General features: G+C 69.4%; 17 protein-coding genes and 1 tRNA gene. 11 read left to right on the top strand and 7 right to left on the bottom strand.

Annotated elements, in window-relative coordinates; genetic code table 11:
• Positions 1–43: 43 nt before the first annotated feature.
• On the bottom strand, positions 44–631 hold the full coding sequence (locus BFF76_RS15790; protein WP_053929571.1) for an ATP-binding protein: 588 nt from the start codon (positions 629–631) through the stop codon (positions 44–46).
• A 303-nt stretch (positions 632–934) separates the two neighbouring features.
• Between BFF76_RS15790 and BFF76_RS32335 the strand changes: the two genes are divergently transcribed.
• From BFF76_RS32335 to BFF76_RS15745, 9 genes are all read left to right on the top strand, one after another.
• Positions 935–1762, top strand: a complete 828-nt coding sequence (locus BFF76_RS32335; protein ID WP_065848447.1) for a hypothetical protein — start codon at positions 935–937, stop codon at positions 1760–1762.
• Between the two features lie 103 nt (positions 1763–1865).
• Entirely contained in the window at positions 1866–2600 is a 735-nt protein-coding gene (locus BFF76_RS15780; RefSeq protein WP_053929570.1) for a YcnI family copper-binding membrane protein, read from the top strand.
• Positions 2601–2650: 50 nt separating this feature from the next.
• Positions 2651–3307, top strand: coding sequence for an SCO family protein (locus tag BFF76_RS15775; protein ID WP_031090268.1), 657 nt, complete (start codon positions 2651–2653; stop codon positions 3305–3307).
• Positions 3304–3750, top strand: a complete 447-nt coding sequence (locus BFF76_RS15770) for a copper chaperone PCu(A)C (RefSeq protein WP_053929569.1) — start codon at positions 3304–3306, stop codon at positions 3748–3750. Before BFF76_RS15775 ends, BFF76_RS15770 begins: the two co-directional genes overlap by 4 nt.
• 13 nt (positions 3751–3763) lie before the next feature.
• The gene (locus tag BFF76_RS15765; protein WP_065848446.1) at positions 3764–5698 is read left to right on the top strand and encodes a copper resistance CopC/CopD family protein; all 1935 of its coding nucleotides are present in this window, start codon (positions 3764–3766) and stop codon (positions 5696–5698) included.
• Between the two features lie 5 nt (positions 5699–5703).
• Positions 5704–7017, top strand: a complete 1314-nt coding sequence (efeB, locus tag BFF76_RS15760) for an iron uptake transporter deferrochelatase/peroxidase subunit (protein WP_065848445.1) — start codon at positions 5704–5706, stop codon at positions 7015–7017.
• Positions 7018–7056: 39 nt separating this feature from the next.
• Positions 7057–7992 carry a prephenate dehydratase gene (gene pheA, locus BFF76_RS15755; protein WP_065848444.1) on the top strand — a complete coding sequence of 312 codons (936 nt, stop codon included), beginning with the start codon at positions 7057–7059 and terminating at the stop codon, positions 7990–7992.
• A 611-nt stretch (positions 7993–8603) separates the two neighbouring features.
• Positions 8604–9881: a serine--tRNA ligase gene (serS, locus tag BFF76_RS15750; RefSeq protein ID WP_031090278.1), complete on the top strand. Its 1278-nt coding sequence runs from the start codon at positions 8604–8606 to the stop codon at positions 9879–9881.
• A complete protein-coding gene (locus tag BFF76_RS15745; RefSeq protein ID WP_053929566.1) occupies positions 9878–10693 on the top strand; it encodes an HAD family hydrolase in 816 nt (271 codons plus the stop codon). The genes serS and BFF76_RS15745 overlap by 4 nt, the downstream gene beginning before the upstream one ends.
• A 49-nt stretch (positions 10694–10742) precedes the next feature.
• Here the strand turns inward: BFF76_RS15745 and BFF76_RS15740 are convergent.
• The 6 genes from BFF76_RS15740 to BFF76_RS15715 form a co-directional block, all read right to left on the bottom strand.
• Positions 10743–10827: transfer RNA gene (locus BFF76_RS15740), tRNA-Ser, on the bottom strand.
• Between the two features lie 258 nt (positions 10828–11085).
• A complete protein-coding gene (locus BFF76_RS15735) occupies positions 11086–11778 on the bottom strand; it encodes a hypothetical protein (protein ID WP_065848453.1) in 693 nt (230 codons plus the stop codon).
• Between the two features lie 274 nt (positions 11779–12052).
• The gene (locus tag BFF76_RS15730) at positions 12053–12772 is read right to left on the bottom strand and encodes an ABC transporter permease (protein WP_031090286.1); all 720 of its coding nucleotides are present in this window, start codon (positions 12770–12772) and stop codon (positions 12053–12055) included.
• Between the two features lie 30 nt (positions 12773–12802).
• Positions 12803–13714: an ABC transporter ATP-binding protein gene (locus BFF76_RS15725; RefSeq protein WP_053929565.1), complete on the bottom strand. Its 912-nt coding sequence runs from the start codon at positions 13712–13714 to the stop codon at positions 12803–12805.
• Positions 13711–14634: an ABC transporter permease gene (locus BFF76_RS15720; RefSeq protein ID WP_053929564.1), complete on the bottom strand. Its 924-nt coding sequence runs from the start codon at positions 14632–14634 to the stop codon at positions 13711–13713. The genes BFF76_RS15725 and BFF76_RS15720 overlap by 4 nt, the downstream gene beginning before the upstream one ends.
• Complete coding sequence (locus tag BFF76_RS15715) at positions 14624–15637, bottom strand: ABC transporter ATP-binding protein (RefSeq protein ID WP_065848452.1); 1014 nt, start codon at positions 15635–15637, stop codon at positions 14624–14626. The genes BFF76_RS15720 and BFF76_RS15715 overlap by 11 nt, the downstream gene beginning before the upstream one ends.
• Positions 15638–15972: 335 nt before the next feature.
• Here BFF76_RS15715 and BFF76_RS15710 point away from each other — a divergent pair, with 335 nt between their 5' ends.
• Complete coding sequence (locus tag BFF76_RS15710; RefSeq protein ID WP_053929563.1) at positions 15973–17754, top strand: SDR family oxidoreductase; 1782 nt, start codon at positions 15973–15975, stop codon at positions 17752–17754.
• 339 nt (positions 17755–18093) lie between these two features.
• The gene (locus BFF76_RS15705; protein ID WP_031090290.1) at positions 18094–18636 is read left to right on the top strand and encodes an RNA 2'-phosphotransferase; all 543 of its coding nucleotides are present in this window, start codon (positions 18094–18096) and stop codon (positions 18634–18636) included.
• Positions 18637–18724: the final 88 nt, after the last annotated feature.

The following is an 18724-nucleotide window of genomic DNA, read 5'->3' as shown; positions in this document are numbered from 1 at the left end:
CGACGCGGCAGTCCGCGTCACGTTGCGCCGGAGGGCGCGCTGCTCAGGACACCATGAGCAGCGCGCCCTCCCGCCATTTCAGGACCTTGTCGAAGCTCACCACCGCACCACGCCCCGGCCGGTTGCCGAAGTGGACGTGGTCGGCGAGCTCCTCGATCAGGCCGAGCCCGCGGCCGCTCTCAGCCATGGCCGCAGGGTGCGCCGCGGTGCGCGCGTGCGAAGGGTCGCCCGACGGGTGGGCGGCGGACGGCTGCGGGTCCGGCGGACAGCCGCCGGATGGCTCCGCGGCGGGGCGAAGGGTGCGCCGGGCGGAGAATCCGGGGCCGGAGTCGGCGACTTCGATACGGCATTTCTCGCCGTCCAGATAAGCGGTGACCCGGTACTGCCCGCTTGCGTGCCCGGATCGCCCGTCACCGGCGGAGGCGGGGCCCGCGTCCTGGGCCCCCTCCGCGTCCCGTCGGTCACCGCCGTGCTCGACGGCGTTCGCACAGGCTTCGCTGAGTGCGACCGAGAGGTCGTAGGAGATGTCCGGGTCCACCCCCGCGGTCTCCATGGTGCCGAGCAGGAAGCGACGGGCGAGCGGAACGCTCGCGGCTTCGCGCCGCAAATGGAGTGACCACCACATGCTCATGCTCCAGCCTCCTGGCTGCGGCTCGACATAACGTTACGTATTGCCGCAACGGGCACTCCGTAAGCACGAATTGGCTGAGACGGCGCTCATTCGGCGGATGCGGAAATTCCGTTCACCGGTGTATGACGGGCCCGGACGGCGGGCCCGGGCATCGGTGGAACAGCCCCGCATCATGCACGGAACAGCTCCGGAGTGCCCATGAACAGGTGCAACACCCCCTGATCACTGCCGGATGGGGACGGATACCGACCTTCCGGACCTGCCGTACGGAGACCGGGGGCCCAGTGGGATGATGACCCGGCCATGTCTATGCCTGTCGCACGCGCCGGAGCCTGTATGCGGCTCTTGAGGACCGCGGTGTTCACCGCGGTCTGTGTCGTGCTCGCCGCCGCCGGGCATGGCCTTGCCGCCGGCGCCGGGGTGCCCGGGTGGACCCTGCTGGCCGGCTTCGCCGGGGTCTTCGCCGTCGCGGCGGCGCTCGCCGGACGGGAGCGGAACCTCCTTTCGATCACCGCCGCCCTCGCGGCAGGACAGCTCGCCCTGCACATCCTCTTCGGTCTCGGGCGGCACACCGCGGCCGCCGCGACGGGGTCGGGTGACGACTCACTGATCCGCTTCGCCGCAGGGCTGGTGTGCGGTGCCGGGCCGGCGCAGCTGAGCGCCGCCGAGGCACACCGCATCGTGACGACCGCGGGGCTGGACCCCGCGGCCGTGGCCCAGGGGCACACGCACCTGGCTTCGGGGGCGGCAGCCGCCCCGGACGCCGCCGCCGATCCGACGGCGCTGGCCACGATGATGTCCGGCCTGCCGAGCCTGCCCATGCTCCTGGGGCACCTGCTCGCCGCACTCGCCACGGGCTGGCTGCTGCGCCGCGGCGAGATCGCCCTCTTCCGGCTCGCCAGGATCTCGGCGCAGGGCGGCCGGCAGCTCGCGGCCGTGGCCAGGCTGCGCGCGCTGCGCGCGGCGGTGGCACTCGTACGCGCCCTGCGTGCGGGGCTTCCGGGACGGCCCACGACCGGGCCGTGCCTTCTCCGCAGCGCCGTCGACTCTCCCGCCCCGGCCACCGGGGACCCTCTGCAGCACATGGTGATCAGGCGCGGGCCGCCGCCCGTATACGTACGCGCAGCCTGACGCGACCCCTCTGCCGGGACTCCCGTGAAGAGGTGGTCGTGATGCCGACGTGCCTCCGCACGCCGGACCACCTTTCCTCGTGACCTGTGGAGTGATCCCTGCCATGAACGTTTCCCGCATCGCCCTCGCCGGCGGCGTCGCCGCGTCCACCGTCCTGCTCCTCGCCGGTACCGCCTCCGCGCACGTCAGCGTGCAGCCGCAGGGCGAGGCCGCCAAGGGCGGCTACGCCACCGTCAACTTCAAGGTCCCCAACGAGCGCGACGACGCGTCCACCGTCAAGCTCGAGGTCAACTTCCCGACCGACCACCCGCTGGCATCCGTCAGCCCGCAGCCGGTGGCCGGCTGGAAGATCGACGTCACCAAGAGCAAGCTGGCCAAGCCGCTCGACGTACACGGCAGGAAGATCACCGAAGCCGTCTCCAAGGTCACCTGGACCGCGGAGGGCGACGGCATCGAGGCGGGCTACTTCCAGCAGTTCCCGCTCTCCGTCGGCCAGCTGCCCGAGGACGCCGACCAGCTCGTCTTCAAGGCGCTCCAGACGTACAGCAACAAGGAAGTCGTCCGCTGGATCGAGGAGCCCGTCGAGGGCGGCGAGGAGCCCGAGAGCCCGGCGCCCGTCCTCGCGCTGACCGCCCCGGCGGCAGACGCCCACGGTGCCACCGCGGCGGACGGCAAGAGCGGCCATGCGGAGAAGGCCGAGGAGACCACGGCGTCGTCGGCCGCCGCGTCCTCGTCGGGGACGGACAGCACCGCCCGCGTGCTGGGCATCGTCGGCATCGTGACCGGCGTCGCAGGGGTCGCCTTCGGCGTGCTCGCCGGCCGTCGCCGCAACGTCTGACCCCGCAGACTCCACCCACCCGTATTTCACAGATCAGGAATCAGCTCTCCATGCACAGCAAGAAGACGGTGCTGGCCGCGGCGTTCGCCGCCGTGGCCGCACTGACCCTGTCGGCCTGCGGCAGCGGTGGAGACCCGGTGGACGATTCCGTCGCCGAGGTCTCCTCCGGAGCCGGGTCCGAGCCCGCCACCGTGCTCGACCAGCCCTTCACCAAGCCCGACCTCGTCCTCACCGACACACACGGCAAGAAGTACGACCTCCGCGAGCGGACCAAGGGCAAGCCGACTCTCATCTACTTCGGTTACACCAACTGCCCCGACGTGTGCCCGCTGACCATGAGCAACATCGCGATCGCCAAGCGGGCGCTGCCCGAGGCCGAACAGGACAAGCTCCAGGTCGTCTTCGTCACGACGGACCCCGAACGGGACACCCCGGCGTCCCTGGGCAGCTGGCTCAAGGCGCAGGACCCGGACTTCACCGGCCTCACCGGCGACTTCCCGACCATCCAGGCGGGAGCACGGCAGATCGGCATCGGCATCGACCCCCCGAAGAAGGAGAAGGACGGCACGGTCGTCTCGATGCACGGCGCCCAGGTCGTCGCGTTCTCCCCGAAGACCGACAAGGGGTACGTGCTCTACGGCGAGGACACCACGGCAGAGGACTACACCGAGGACCTCCCGGAACTCGTGAAGGGGGAGACCCCGTGAACCGCCGCAGGGCCGTCGCGGGCGCCCTGGCACTCACCGTCGGCGTGGCGCTGACGGGATGTTCGTCGGACAGCGTGCCGCAGCTGGAGGTGACCGGTGCCTTCATGCCACAGCCCGTCAGTGACATGGCGGCCGGTTTCCTCCTCGTGAAGAACAGTGGCGACACCACCGACCGGCTCACCTCGGTGACCAGTTCCCTCTCGGACCACGTGTCCATCCATGAGACGAAGAACCGGACGATGCGGATGGTCACATCGTTCGAGGTGCCCGCCGGTGGCGAGCTAGACCTCGAACGCGGCGGCAACCACATCATGTTCACGGACCTGAAGCAGCAGCCCAAGCGGGGAGAGACGGTCTCCGTCGAACTGCACTTCGAGAAAGCCGACCCCATCAAGGTCGACATCCCCGTGAAGGAAACCACCTACGCCCCGAAGAAGCAGTGAGGTACTGACACCCATGACAGCCACCGCCCCGCGCTTCGGGCCCTCCCCGACACGACGGCCGCTCGCCGCGGTCGCGCTCCTCGCCGCGCTGATCAGCCTGCTGTTCGGCCTGGTGCTGGCCGGCGCGAGCCCCGCGTCCGCGCATGCCGCTCTCACGGGGAGCGACCCGCAGGACGGGGCGGTGGTCGCCACCGCTCCCCAGGACGTCACACTGACGTTCTCCGAGCAGATCGCCATGGGCGACGACTCCATCCGGGTCCTCGACCCGAGCGGAAAGCGGGCGGACGACGGTGCGCCGCGTGATCTGACGAGCGGTGGCGCCGTGCGTTACGGCGTCCAGCTCCGCAGCGGTCTGCCCGACGGCACCTACACCGTGGCCTGGCAGGCGGTGTCCGCCGACAGCCACCCGGTCTCCGGAGCCTTCACCTTCTCCGTCGGCGCCCCCTCGAAGACCACGGTGGCGCTGCCCTCGGCCGACGCCGGCGGCGGTCTCGTGGGCGCGCTCTACGGCATCGCCCGCTACGCCGCGTACGCCGGATTCATCCTGCTCGCGGGCGGGTCTGCCTTCGTGCTCGCCTGCTGGCAGCGCGGGGCGGGGGCGCGCCCGCTGCAGCGGCTCGTCGTACGCGGCTGGATCACACTGACCGCTGCCACGCTGGCCATGCTGCTCCTGCGCAACCCCTACACCGGCTCCGGCAGGCTCGCGGATGCCTTCGACCTCGCCGGCCTCCAGGCCGTGCTCGACACCAAGCCGGGGGCCGCACTGGTCTCCCGGCTGCTCCTTCTGGGCGCTTCCGCGCTCTTCATCGCAGTCCTCTTCGGGGCGTACGCCAAGCGCGAGGACGAGAAGGAGAAGCAGGACCTCACCTTCGGGCTCGCGACAGGCGGCGCGGTCATCGCCGCCGGGATCGCCGGCACGTGGGCCCTGGCCGAGCACGCCTCAACGGGAATCCAGCCGGGCATCGCCATGCCCGTCGACGTGCTCCACCTGCTCGCCGTAGCCGGCTGGCTGGGCGGACTCGCCGCGCTGCTGGTCGCCCTGTACCGGACGCCGGACGTCACGAGCGGCGCGGTACGGCGATTCTCACGCGTGGCGTTCGGCAGCGTGCTCGTCCTCGCGGCGACCGGCCTCTACCAGTCCTGGCGCCAGGTCGGTTCGTGGTCCGCACTGACCGGCACGCGGTACGGACAGGTGCTGATCGTCAAGGTGGCGCTCGTCGCCGTGCTCGTCGGCGTCGCGTGGATATCCCGGCGATGGGCGGGCCGGCTGGCGGAGCGCACCGAATCCGCCGGTGACGCCGCTCAGGCAGCGGATTCGGTTGAAGCGACGGAACCGGCCGCACCGGCCGTCCCGCCCGACGAGGAGGTGGCTCCGGAGCGCGCCGCCCAGCTCTCCCGACAGCGCGCCGCTCTGACGGCGACGAAGGAGAAGCGCGCCCGCGACGCCGACCCGGACCGCTCCGGCCTTCGGCGTTCCGTGCTGGTGGAGACGGGTATCGCGGTGGTGCTGCTCGTCGTCACGACGATCCTGACGTCCACCGAGCCCGGCCGCACGGAGGAGGAGACCGCCCGGGGCACCACCTCGGCGGCCTCGCCGGTGGCCGGTGACCAGGTGAATCTGAGCCTGCCCTTCGACACCGGTGGCCAGAACGGCAAGGGGACGGTGCGGCTGGACATCTCGCCCGGCGGGACCGGCTCGAACAGCGTGCACGTCTGGATCGACGGGACCGACGAACGTCCTCTGGACGTCCCCGAGGTGAAGCTCGCCTTCACGCTGGAGTCCAAGGACATCGGCCCTCTGCCGGTCGTCCCCGACCGCCTCACCGAAGGGCACTGGACGTCGAGCAGCGTACAGATCCCGATGGCGGGTGACTGGAAGGTCGCCGTGACGGTGCGCACGTCGGACATCGACCAGACAACCATCGAGAAGAACGTGAAGATCGGCTGAGCAGGGTGAGCAAGAAGAAGCACAGTCCCAAGGACAACGGCACCCCCGCCACCCACCGCGAAGCCTCCGGTACCGGAGGCGCGAGCGCCGTCTCACGGCGGCGGCTCATCGTCGGCGCGGGAGCGGCCGGCGCGGCGGGCCTTGCCCTGGGCGCGGCGGGCGGCGCGGGGGGCTACGCCGCGACGCGCGGGGAGGCCCCGACACCGCTGACCTCGGTCGGATCGGCCGAGGCGATGTTTCACGGGAAACATCAAGCGGGGATCACCACTCCGCTCCAGGCCCGCGGGCACCTGGTCGCCTTCGATCTGGCGCCCGGCGCCGGGCGCGGCGAAGCAGCCGCCCTGATGCGCCGCTGGTCGGCCGCCGCAGAGCGGCTCATGTCCGGTGAACCGTCGGACAGCCGGGGGCACGACACCGGGGTGGCCCTGGACGCCGGACCGTCCTCCCTGACCATCACCTTCGGATTCGGCCGCACCTTCTTCGGCCGCACCGGGCTGACCAGCAGCCGGCCGCCCGCCCTGGACCCGCTGCCGGCCTTCTCCTCCGACCACCTCGACGCCAAACGGTCCGAGGGCGACCTCTGGGTCCAGATCGGCGCCGACGACGCGCTCGTCGCCTTCCACGCGCTGCGCGCCCTGCAGAAGGAAGCCGGGTCCACGGCCCGGGTGCGGTGGCAGATGAACGGCTTCAACCGCACACCGGGCGCCACGGCCCGGCCGATGACCGCACGCAACCTGATGGGTCAGGTCGACGGCACCAACAACCCGGAACCCGCCGAGAGCGACTTCGAGGAGCGGATCTTCGTGCCCTCCGGCGGCTCGTCGGCGTACGCCTGGATGGCAGGGGGTTCGTACGCCGTCGTCCGGCGGATCCGGATGCTCCTGGACGACTGGGAAGAGCTCACGGTCAAGCGGCAGGAACAGGTCATAGGGCGGCGCAAGGCGGACGGCGCCCCGCTCAGCGGCGGCTCGGAGGACAGCGCGATGGACCTGGACAAGACGGGGCCGGACGGCAAGCTGCTGATCCCCGGCAACGCCCACGCCCGGATCTCCTCCCCCGAGGCGAACGGCGGTGCCGCGATGCTGCGCCGCCCGTTCTCGTACCACGACGGCATCTCCGACGACGGCACCCCGGATGCCGGACTGCTCTTCATCTGCTGGCAGGCCGATCCGTTCAAGGGCTTCATCCCGGTCCAGCGCAAGCTCGACCGCGGGGACGCGCTCTCACCCTTCATCCGGCACGAGGCGAGCGGTCTCTTCGCCGTACCCGGTGGGGCGGCGCCCGGGGAGTACGTGGGGCAGCGGCTGCTCGAGGCGTAAGGCGCACGGCCCCCTCCGTCGGGCTATTAGGGTGACCGTATGTCAGCCACGCGCTACGCCTACCTCGGCCCTGAAGGCACCTTCACCGAGGTGGCCCTCCGCACTCTCCCCGAAGCCGCCACCCGGGAGCTCGTCCCGATGGTCTCGGTACCGGCCGCGCTGGACGCGGTGCGTGGCGGGCAGGCCGCGGCAGCACTCGTCCCCATCGAGAACTCCGTGGAGGGCGGGATCAGCACGACGCTCGACGAGCTGGCCTCGGGCGCTCCGCTGATGATCTACCGCGAGGTGCTGCTCTCCATCACGTTCGCGCTGCTGGTGCGCCCCGGGACGAAGCTGGCGGACGTCAAGACCGTCACGGCTCATCCGGCCGCGCAGCCCCAGGTACGCAACTGGATGGCCGCCCATCTGCCCAGCGCGGCGTGGGAGTCGGCTGCCTCGAACGCGGACGGTGCCCGACTGGTCCAGGAAGGTCGCTACGACGCCGCTTTCGCCGGCGAGTTCGCCGCAGCGACCTACGGGCTGGAACCGCTCGTGACGGAGATCCACGACGCGGAGAACGCCCAGACCCGCTTCGTACTGGTGGGGCGCCCGGCCAGGCCGTCCGCGCCTACGGGAGCCGACAAGACCTCCGTGGTCATCTGGCTCGGCGACGACCGTCCGGGTGCCCTCCTCGAGCTGCTCCAGGAGTTCGCCGTCCGTGGGGTCAACCTGATGCTGATCCAGTCCCGGCCCACCGGGGAAGGCATCGGCAACTACTGCTTCGCCGTGGACGCGGAGGGTCACATCGCGGACCGGCGGGTCGGTGAGGCGCTGATGGGGCTGAAGCGGATCTGCCCGAATGTGCGGTTCCTCGGTTCGTATCCGCGCGCAGGGGTGACGCCCGGAGAGGTGAGCCCTCTGCGGATCGGGACGTCCGACACGGACTTCACCGAGGCGTCCGACTGGCTGGCCCGCAGCCAGGACGGCCGGGCCTGAAGCCTGCGGAGAGGGACCGGGAGTCTGCGCAGAGGGACAGGGAGCTTTGTCCTCCGGTCCTGCCTGCCGACTTTCGGTCCACACAAAGTTATCCACAGGCCACCCTTTCAACCTGGGGACAAGTCGACACCACAACACGACATGGTCGACAAATCGCCCCAGTGGCCGCGGATCCCCCGCCGCACCACACCTCCCCCCGTGTCGCCCGAATTCCGTTGATCAACTCATCGAGACGGGCAATACCCACCCGAACGAGTGCGCGGATCAGGTTTGAGTGCCGATTCCCTGTCCCGGCATGCCGCTTTCGGAGCGATCTCTTTCGGCATCCACAGATCTTCTTCACAGCCTGTGGATAACTAATCGGATCGACGCCCCCTGTGGACAACACGCGCTCCAGCCGCCCTCAACTCCCCGCCTGCGCACCGCCGATGCATCGAGCAACAGGGGAACTTGCTCCCTTTTCGAGGCGATGGGACCCCGTTTATCGACGATCTCCATCCACCGGCCGGTCCACGATTCCCCACGATTATGGATTCCGGCAATTCGGGCAAAGCGCCACGCTCGTCGATATCGGTTCGAGTGGTGGATCCCAGCACCGGTAGCCTTGAGGGGTGATTGACCTTCGCCTGCTCCGTGAGGACCCCGACCGTGTTCGCGCCTCCCAGCGCGCCCGTGGAGAGGACGTCGCGCTCGTCGACGCCCTGCTCTCCGCCGATGAGCTGCGCAGGTCGTCCGGCGTCCGCTTCGACGAACTCCGTTCCGAGCAGAAGTCGCTCGGCAAGCTGATCCCCAGGGCCACCCCCGAGGAGCGTTCCGAGCTCCTCAAGAAGGCCGAACAGCTGAAGGCCGAGGTCAAGTCGGCCGACGCCGCACAGGACGAGGCCGATGCCGAGGCAAAGCGGCTGCTGCTGCTGCTCGGCAACATCGTCCACGAGGACGTGCCGGTCGGCGGCGAGGAGGACTTCGTCGTCCTGGAGACGCACGGCACGATCCGCGACTTCGGCGCGGAGGGCTTCGAGCCCAAGGACCACCTGGAGCTCGGCGAGGCCCTGGGCGCCATCGACATGGAGCGCGGCGCCAAGGTCTCCGGATCACGCTTCTACTACCTGACCGGCATCGGCGCACTGCTCGAACTGGCCCTGGTCAACGCGGCGATCGCGCAGGCGACCGAGGCCGGCTTCGTCCCCATGCTGACCCCGGCGCTGGTCCGCCCGCGTGCCATGGAGGGCACGGGCTTCCTCGGCCAGGCCGCGGAGAACGTGTACCACCTGGAGAAGGACGACTACTACCTCGTCGGCACGTCGGAGGTCCCCCTCGCGGCGTACCACATGGACGAGATCATCGACGCCGACAAACTGCCGCTGCGGTACGCCGGCTACTCGCCCTGCTTCCGCCGCGAGGCGGGCACGTACGGCAAGGACACCCGGGGCATCTTCCGCGTCCACCAGTTCGACAAGGTCGAGATGTTCTCGTACGTCGACCCCGCGGACGCCGAAGCCGAGCACCGCAGGCTCCTGGACTGGGAGAAGCAGTGGCTCACGGGCCTCGAGCTCCCCTTCCAGGTGATCGATGTCGCCACCGGTGACCTGGGTGCTTCGGCCTCACGGAAGTTCGACTGCGAGGCGTGGATCCCGACCCAGGGCAAGTACCGCGAGCTGACCTCCGCGTCGAACTGCGACGGCTTCCAGGCACGCCGGCTGTCCGTCCGGATGCGTGAGGGGAAGAAGGTCACGCCGCTGGCCACTCTGAACGGCACGCTCTGCGCCGTACCGCGCACGATCGTGGCCATCCTGGAGAACCACCAGCTGCCGGACGGTTCGGTGCGCGTGCCCGAGCTCCTCCGTCCGTACCTGGGCGGGCGCGAGCTGCTGGAGCCGGTCTCCAAGTGACGTTCCCCTACAAGCTCGTCGCGACCGATCTCGACGGCACCCTGCTGCGTGACGACCACACGGTCTCCGACCGCACCCGGGAGGCGCTGGCCGCGGTCACCGCGGCCGGTGCAGCGCACATCGTGGTCACGGGACGAGCGGTTCCCTGGACCCGGCACATCCTGGACGACCTGGGCTACGAAGGTCTCGCGGTGTGCGGTCAGGGCGCGCAGGTCTACCACGCCGGCGAGCACAAGCTGTTGACCTCCCTCACCCTGGACCGGCAGCTCGCCGGGCTGGCGCTGTCCAAGATCGAGGCGGAGGTGGGCCCGCTCGCCCTGGCGGCGAGCCGGGACGGGCTCGAGGGCGAGGTGCTGGTCGGGCCGGGCTACCGGGTCCAGGAGGGCCCCCTCCCCGCCCTGTACATGGACGACAGCGCCGAGATGTGGACCGCGCCGCTGAACAAGGTCTACATCCAGCATCCGGAGCTCGACGACGACGCCCTGGCGAAGACCGCGCAGCAGGCCGTCGGCAGCCTCGTGAATGTTGTCATGGCGGGTCCGGGTGTCGTGGAGATCCTGCCCCTGGGCCTGAGCAAGGCGACCGGCCTTTCGCTGGCCGCACGCCGTCTGGGGCTCAGGGCGGCGGACACGGTGGCCTTCGGCGACATGCCGAACGACATCCCCATGTTCGGCTGGGCGCGGCACGGCGTCGCCATGGCCAACGCGCACGACGACCTGAAGGCCGTGGCGCACGAGATCACCTCGTCGAACGAGCACGACGGTATCGCCGTCGTCCTCGAGGAGCTGCTCCGGACGGCCCCGCGCGCGTAGAGCCCCGGGTGCGGGAGCGGTTCCGGTGTCGGCCGGTGTCCGGTACGTGCGGAGGATGCGCGGATCGAACGCGCGCGGGGGTCGCCCCGACGACGGCTTAGCAAGCCGCTGCCTTACCACTCGGCCAATCCTCCAGGGGGTGGCCGCGCGATGCGCAGAAGTGGCCACCCGGGGGCCCTGCTGCGGACGGCTGCCCGGGCAGCTGATGAAGCTACCGCGGCGCCGGCTGCGGACCACCCAGTCGGGGACTCGACGGACTCGGACTGCTGGTCATCGCCGCGCTCCTCTCCCGGTCCCGGGACGCCGTCTTCCTGCGGCATCCCCCCTCACTGTGCCCGAGCCCGCCGTCCGGGGACCACCCGTTTTCCGCTCCGGTGATCCCCGGAGGACCGTCAGCCGTTCGTTCGGTGGCCCAGGTTCCTCAGCCGGTGGGCGAGGTCGTCCATGCGGGTGTCGAGCCGGCTGATGTCCTGCGAGACGTCGGTGAGCCGGAGGCCGATTGCGCCGACCGCCTGGTGGATGATGTCCAGTTTCCGGTCGAGGACGTCGAGCCGGTGCGACATCCTGCTCAGCACGGGACCCAGTTCCTGGAGCGCGCTGCCCACGCCCACGAGACAGCCTTCGATGCGGGTGACGCGGCTGTCGAGCGAGACGTACGAGGCCCTGAGGTCCTTCTCGGCGTCGAGGAGGTGGGTCCGGACGCTGCGCGCGATGTCGCTGTCGCGAAGAAGCATGGCGACGTTCAGCACGGTCCTGCGGGTGTACAGCGTAAGTTGCGTGGCCCCCTGTGGATAACCCTCCGCGCCCTCACCACCCCATAGGGACACCATGTCCCTGTGGAACGTGCTCAGCTCAGCGCCTCGTAGCAACCTGAGGCCGTTCTCCTCCACCTCGGCACGATGGCGTTGGACGAGCTTCTTGAGGACCACTGCGGGTACTTCGAAGTAACGAGCCACATCCTCTGTGCGCAGGTGAATCCCGTCGGGGAGCATGACAAGAATCTTGACCTTGTCGAGTGCTTCGACGCGCCCCATCCGTTCGACCCGGAGTGCGTGGGATTCGAGCAGGGCGGCTTCCGTGGGCATGGGCATGCCTTTCGTGCGCGGGAACGGCAAGGACGGCCCTGTCCCCGGGCTTCGAGGGTGGAGGACGCTCACGGTTGCCACTTGCCCGATGACCGGTGGGTGGGCACTGCCTCACCACTGCCGGCATTCCCCGCATTCACGAAAGCTCGACGCCACAGATTCCAGTTGCCTCCACGCGCCCTGTACAACGAGCCGATAAGCGCACCGTCACGCCGCCCTCGCCGCACATGAGGCAGCCCCCGCCCTGAGGACGGGGGCTGCCTCGCGGCAGGTCTCACTCCTCGCCGGCGAGCTTCAGCGCCCGCAGCTTCTGTCCCGCGTACCACGTGGCCACGACCGTGACGCCGGCAAGCAGGAGGGTCGCCAGCGGAAGGCCTACGTCCGAAGTGACCATGCCCTCCCCGGCGACCTTCTCGGCGACCGACAGGGACCACTGCTGCACGCTGAGCGTCCTGGCCCCCGGCACCAGACTGCCGAAGAGCGCTTCCCACACCAGCGCGTACACCAGACCGAAGACCACCGCGTGCCTGCTGACCGTGCCGAGCAGCAGGAACAGTGCGCTGTACGCGATCGATGCGACCAGCGCCGCGATCGTGTAGGCCACGGCGATCTGCCCGCCGTTGCCGTTGAGGATGAAGCCCGCGATCAGCGTCGGCAGCGCCGAGAAGAGCATCGTCACGGCGACGGCCACGATCAGCTTGGTGAAGATGATCGTGGGCCGCTTCACCGGCTTGGCCAGCAGATAGACGATCGAGCCGTCGTCGATCTCGGGCCCGATGGCACCGGTCCCCGCGATGACACCGATGAGCGGGACCATCGTGGCGATGGCGAACCCGCCCAGCACGCCGGAGGCCACACCGTCGTCGGCACCGGCGAACGCCCGCACCGCGACCGCGATGGCCACCAGCAGGACCGGCAGGACGAACAGGATGGCGGCCCGGCGCCGGCCGAGCAGGGCCCGGTAGGTGAGCCGGGCGACTGTGGGGTCGTACATGACGCTTCACAGCTCCTTTCAGGCCACTACTCAGGCCGCTACGAGATAGGAAAAGACCGATTCGAGGGACTCGTCGGACGGGGAGACGGTGAGCAGCCGGATGCCGTGTTCACGCGCGACCTTCGGCAGCAGTGTGGTGAAGCGACCGAAGTCGACCGCCTGGATGCGCAGGGCCCGTTCCGTGACGTCGACCTCGATCCCCGCCGTCGACGGGTCCGCGATGAGCGCCGCGGCGAGCGCACGGTCGTCGCTGGACCTGACGAGGTAGCGGTGCGGCCGGTCCGTCATCAGCCGGCGGATCTTCCGGAAGTCGCCGGACGCGGCATGGCGGCCAGCCACTATCACCTCGATGTGAGAGGCGAGCTGCTCGACCTCCTCCAGGATGTGGGAGGAGAAGAGCACCGTGCGTCCCTCCGCTCCCATCCGGCGCAGCAGCTCCATGAGCTGCATGCGCTGCCGCGGGTCCATGCCGTTGAACGGCTCGTCGAGGAGCAGCACCGAGGGGTCGTGGACCAGCGCGGACGCCATCTTCACCCGCTGGCGCATGCCCTTGCTGTACGTCGAGATCTTGCGGTCCTGCGCGTACTCCATCTCGACCGTGGCCAGGGCCTTGTGCGCGGCCGCGTCGCCCAGTCCGTGCAGCTCGGCATTGGCGACGACGAACTCGCGACCGGTGAGGAAGTCGTACATGCCCTCCCGTTCGGGCACGATTCCGATCGCCTTGTAGACCGTCTCGTTGCGCCAGATCTGTGTGCCGTCGAGCGTGACCCTGCCGGTCGACGGCGCGAGGAATCCGGCCATCATGTTGATCAGCGTGGACTTGCCTGCCCCGTTGGGCCCGAGCAGCCCGGTGACTCCGGGGCCCACCTTCATGCTCACGTCGTTCACGGCGACCACGTTGCCGAACCAGCGGGAGGTGTGGTCGATCTCGATGGTGGTCACAGCCCGACCCTCCGGTAACGGCGCATCAGTACGGCGTACGAGCCGGCGACGAGCGCGAGAACAACGATCAGATAGACGACGCCGGCGGCGGCCCCGGGTCCTTCACCACCGGGGAACGCGGAGGAGGCGCCGAGGAACGCGGTCTGCACCCCGTCGATCAGCGTGATGGGGGAGAACAGCCCCAGCCACGTGACGGCATCGGCCGAATCCGTCTGCCACGCGATCGCCTGGACCGTGGACACCGCTCCGTAGGTGATGGTCAGTACGGCGATCACCGCGGCGACCCCGAAGCCCCTGCGCGGTGTCAGCGCGGCGACCACCAGCCCGAGCCCGGCGAACAGCACGGAGAGCAGTGCCACCGACACCATCCCCTGCCCGAAGCCCGTGGTCTGGTCGGCGAAGTCGAACTTGGCCAGCAGAGAACCCGCGTAGAGGATGACGAGTGGCAGCCCGGTGAGGATGAGCAGGGCCGACGCCATGGCGGCGAACTTGGCGAGTACGTAGTCGACCCGTTCGATCGGCCGCGAGAAGTACAACGGCACGCTCCTGAAGCGAAGGTCCCTGGACACGGACTGCGGCGCCTGGGAGGCGATGAAGAGCCCGATCACGGCCTGCAGGTAGATAGCGAAGTCCGTGTACTTGATGGGGAGCTTCGTCATGCCGGGTGTGGCGATGGCGACCGCGACGAGAATCAGCGCCACCAGGCACATCACCCCGCACAGAAGCATCGGCAGCACCTTGGACTTGGCGGACCTGCCGAGCCCGAACGAGCCCCGCAGGGACTGCGAGTAGAGCGAGCGGCGGGCGTACGCGCGGCCCAGCCTGGCACCGTCGTAGGAGCGGTATCCGATGTTGTGGATGCGGGAGCTGTCGCTCCCGGCCACGGTTCCGGTCTCAGTGGTTCCGGTCTCAGTGCTCATCCCGGCCGCTCCCCTTCTCCTGTCCGACGCCGGCTTTCGCGGCCGTGGCTGCCTGCGGCGCCTCCGCGGCGCGGAAGACCTCGGCGATGCGGTGACGTCGCTGTTCCATCCGGATGAGCCCCAGCCCGAGCTCGGCGACACTGTCACGGACCAGGTCGTAGGTCTCTTCGCCCGTCGCCTCCACCAGGAGGATGTGACCCGCTCCCGGCAGGCCTTCGGCGTCGAGCCCGTCATGGCCCACCAGCCTGGTCCCGGCGCCGGTGAGGACCCTGCGCAGCGCGTCCGTCCCGTCGGGGTGGGCGTCGCTGTCGGTCACCTCGACCGCCAGAGTCGTGGTGGTCTTCGTGAAGTCGCTGGTCGAGCTGGAACGCAGCAGCGCGCCGCCGTCGATGACGACGACGTGGTCACAGGTCCGCTCGAGCTCTCCCAGGAGGTGGGAGGTGACCAGCACCGAGATCCCGAAATCGGTGTGGACGCGGCGGATCAGGCCGAGCATCTCGTCGCGGCCGACCGGGTCCAGGCCGTTGGTCGGCTCGTCGAGAAGGACCAGCTTCGGGTCGTGGACCAGGGCCTGGGCCAGCTTCACCCGCTGCTTCATACCGGTCGAGTAACCGCCGATCGGACGGTAGCGCTCCTCGTACAGACCGACGTGGCGCAGGGTGTCCGCGGTGCGCTCGCGCGCCGCGGTCGGCGGCAGTCCGGACATCCGCGCCATGTGGACGACGAATTCGGTCGCCGAGACGTCGGGCGGCAGACAGTCGTGCTCAGGCATGTATCCGACCCGTTCCCGGATCGCGGCGCCTTCGGTGGCGACATCGAGCCCGAGCACCGCGGCCCGGCCCTCGGTGGCGGGGGAAAGACCCAGCAGGATCTTGATCAGCGTGGACTTGCCGGCCCCGTTGGAACCCACCAGACCGGTTACACCCGGTCCGATGTCCAAGGAGAGCCGGTCAAGCGCGGTCACCCTCGGGAACCGCTTGCTCAGGCTTTCGGTTGCGATCACAGTCACGCCTTCGAAGGTAGTGGCGCGCACCGGCAGGCGTCGTCAGACCAGACGGTTGTATCCACGTCCGACTCCAGGCGTACGGGCCCGTAGGGGGACCCCACGAGGGAGGACACAGCGGTCCGGACGGCCCACAGGGCCCGGTGCGGGCGGCGGTACCGGCTCGCCCGACGCGCATGGGCCGAGTTGTCCACAATGCCCGGCGCCGGCTCGTCCACATGGCGTTGTCCACAGGTTCGGGGCATCCCTTGACGCGACCGTGGGTCGGTTGCCACATTCAGCGGTGTCACGTTACGGACGCGTACCGCAACGCCGGCACTGGACGAGGAGGCGGCGTGGATCTGCGAAGCGCGCGTGAGCGCTGGGTGCGTACGGGCGGGATCGAGCTGTGTGTCGCCGAGTTGGGCGACCCGTCACAGCCGACGATCGTGCTCGTGCACGGCTATCCGGACAGCAAGGAGGTCTGGTCCGAGGTCGCCGGACGGCTGGCGGAGCGGTGGCACGTGGTTCTCTACGACGTGCGGGGGCACGGCAGGTCGACGGCACCCGAGCCGCTGCGCGGCGGCTTCACGCTGGAGAAACTGACCGATGACTTCCTGGCCGTCGTGAACGCGGTGAGCCCGGACCGGCCGGTCCATGTGGTCGGGCACGACTGGGGTTCGGTGCAGTCCTGGGAATTCGCGACGGTGGAGCGGACCAAGGGCCGCATCGCCTCGTTCACGTCGATGTCCGGCCCGTCCCTCGACCACTTCGGGCACTGGATCAAGGGGCGGGTGTCCCACCCGAGCCCACGACGCGTGGGGCAGCTGCTCGGCCAGGCCGCCAAGTCCTGGTACGTGTACGCGCTTCATACGCCCGTCCTTCCCGAGATGGCCTGGCGCGGGGTGCTCGGCAGGCAGTGGCCCGGGATTCTGCGGCGGATGGAAAGGGTGCCCGCCGACGGCTATCCGACGACGTCGCTCCCGCAGGACGCGGCGCACGGAGCCTGGCTCTACCGTGACAACATCCGGTCCCGCCTGCGCCGACCACGCCCGGACGCCCACGCCCATGTGCCGGTGCAGCTGATCACACCGACCGGTGACGCCTTCCTCTCACCGTCGCTCCATGACGAACTGGACATGTGGGTACCCAGGTTGGTACGTCGCACCCTGCCGGCGAAGCACTGGGTCCCGCGCACCAGGCCGGATCAGCTGTCCGCCTGGATCAGCGAGTTCGTCGACCGTGGGGAGACGGGCGGCCAGGACGGTCACGCCGGGGCCGGCGCTTCCGGGACAGCGGCCGATGGCGCCCGTGCGGCCCGCTTCGGCGGGCAGTTGGTGCTGGTGACGGGTGCTGCGGCCGGTATCGGACGTGCCACGGCGCTGGCATTCGCGAAGGCGGGAGCGCGGCTCGTCGCAGTGGACCGGAACGCGGAGGCCGTTGCCCGGACGGCGGAGACCGCGCGGCTGATCGGCGCGCCCACCGCGTGGGGCGAAGTGGTGGACGTCGGGGACGAACAGGCCATGGAGAAGCTCGCGGAGAAAGTAGCCGCCGAGTTGGGCGTCGTGGACGTCCTGGTCAACAACGCCGGTGTCGGGCTGTCGGGTTCCTTCCTCGATACGACGAGTGAGGACTGGCGGAACGTCCTCGACGTCAATCTGTGGGGAGTCATCCACGGTTGCCGGATCTTCGGCAGACAGATGGCTGACCGGGGGCAGGGCGGCCACATCGTCAACGTCGCTTCGGCGGCCGCCTATCAGCCGTCACGCGCACTTCCCGCGTACAGCACGTCCAAGGCAGCGGTGCTGATGCTCAGCGAATGCCTGCGCGCGGAACTGGCCGACCGGTCGATCGGGGTCAGCGCGATATGCCCGGGCCTCATCAACACCGGCATCACCGGAACCGCACATTTCGCAGGTACCGACGAGGCGGAGGAGGAGCGCCTCCGGAAGCGGACGGCTCGGCTGTACTCTCTCCGCAACTACCCTGCGGAGAAGGTCGCCGGGGCGATTCTCGATGCTGTGGTACACAACCGGGCAGTGGTCCCGGTGACACCTGAGGCCCATGGCGCACGGCTGCTGTCGCGCATCAGCCCACGTGTCCTACGAGCCGTCGCTCGGCTGAAGCCGCCACTCTGAGTTCAGCCCTCCGGCACATCAAGACCGCTTCACAGACTCCTGGTTGGCGGGGGTGCACGTCAAAGCCGCCAACACAGCTGTGCTGTGAGCGGTTTCATCACACTCCCTTCCGAACAACACCTTTGAGTCGCACACATGGCGCACAGACCCATAAGTCGGACCATTATGAGCACAGTTGAGCAACCTGGATCAATGGCACGTCAGTTGTCCACAGATTCCCCAAAGGGCCTGTGGATAAGCCGAGTTGGCTGTGGATCAAACTCGTTCGGCGGCAACAAGTTCTCAAAGCATGGACGAAATCAAGATGCACCGGGGACGCGGCACAGGCACTCTGACGAGATGGACGAACGACGCACCGTCAAGGTGTCCAAGTACCTGTCGAAGCATCTGCGGCATGAACCCGACAGGATCGGAATCAGCCTCGACCCCCACGGCTGGGTGTCCGTCGACGAGTTGCTGCGTGCCTGCGCGCAGCATGGATTCCCGATCACCCGGGGCGAACTCGACCATGTCGTGGCGGCCAACGACAAACGGCGTTTCGCCGTGGAGGGCGAGCGCATCCGGGCGAACCAGGGGCACTCCGTCACCGTCGACCTCGACCTGCCACGGGCCGAACCGCCCGCGTACCTCTATCACGGCACCGTGGCACGGGTGCTGGACGCCGTCCTCGTCGAGGGGCTCCGGCCCATGGACCGCCACCATGTCCACCTCTCGGCCGACCGCGAGACCGCGGTCCGTGTCGGCGCCCGGCGCGGCGCGCCGATCGTCCTCGACGTCGACGCAGGGGCCATGCACCGGGCAGGTCATCTCTTCCACGTCAGCGTCAACGGCGTATGGCTCACCGACGCCGTACCGCCGCCCTACCTGCGCCTGCGCGAATGACGCGTCCCGCAGATGAGCGCCGCATGCCACCGGGGCCCGCGCGCAGGTCGTCGAAGTTCATGACGTACTGCGGGCAGCCCCTCCCTCC

It is taken from the genome of Streptomyces mutomycini (genome assembly GCF_001700505.1).
Classification (GTDB): domain Bacteria; phylum Actinomycetota; class Actinomycetes; order Streptomycetales; family Streptomycetaceae; genus Streptomyces; species Streptomyces mutomycini.
The sequence above is the reverse complement of the archived record's forward strand: the minus strand, read 5'-3'. Positions and strand labels throughout refer to the sequence as shown.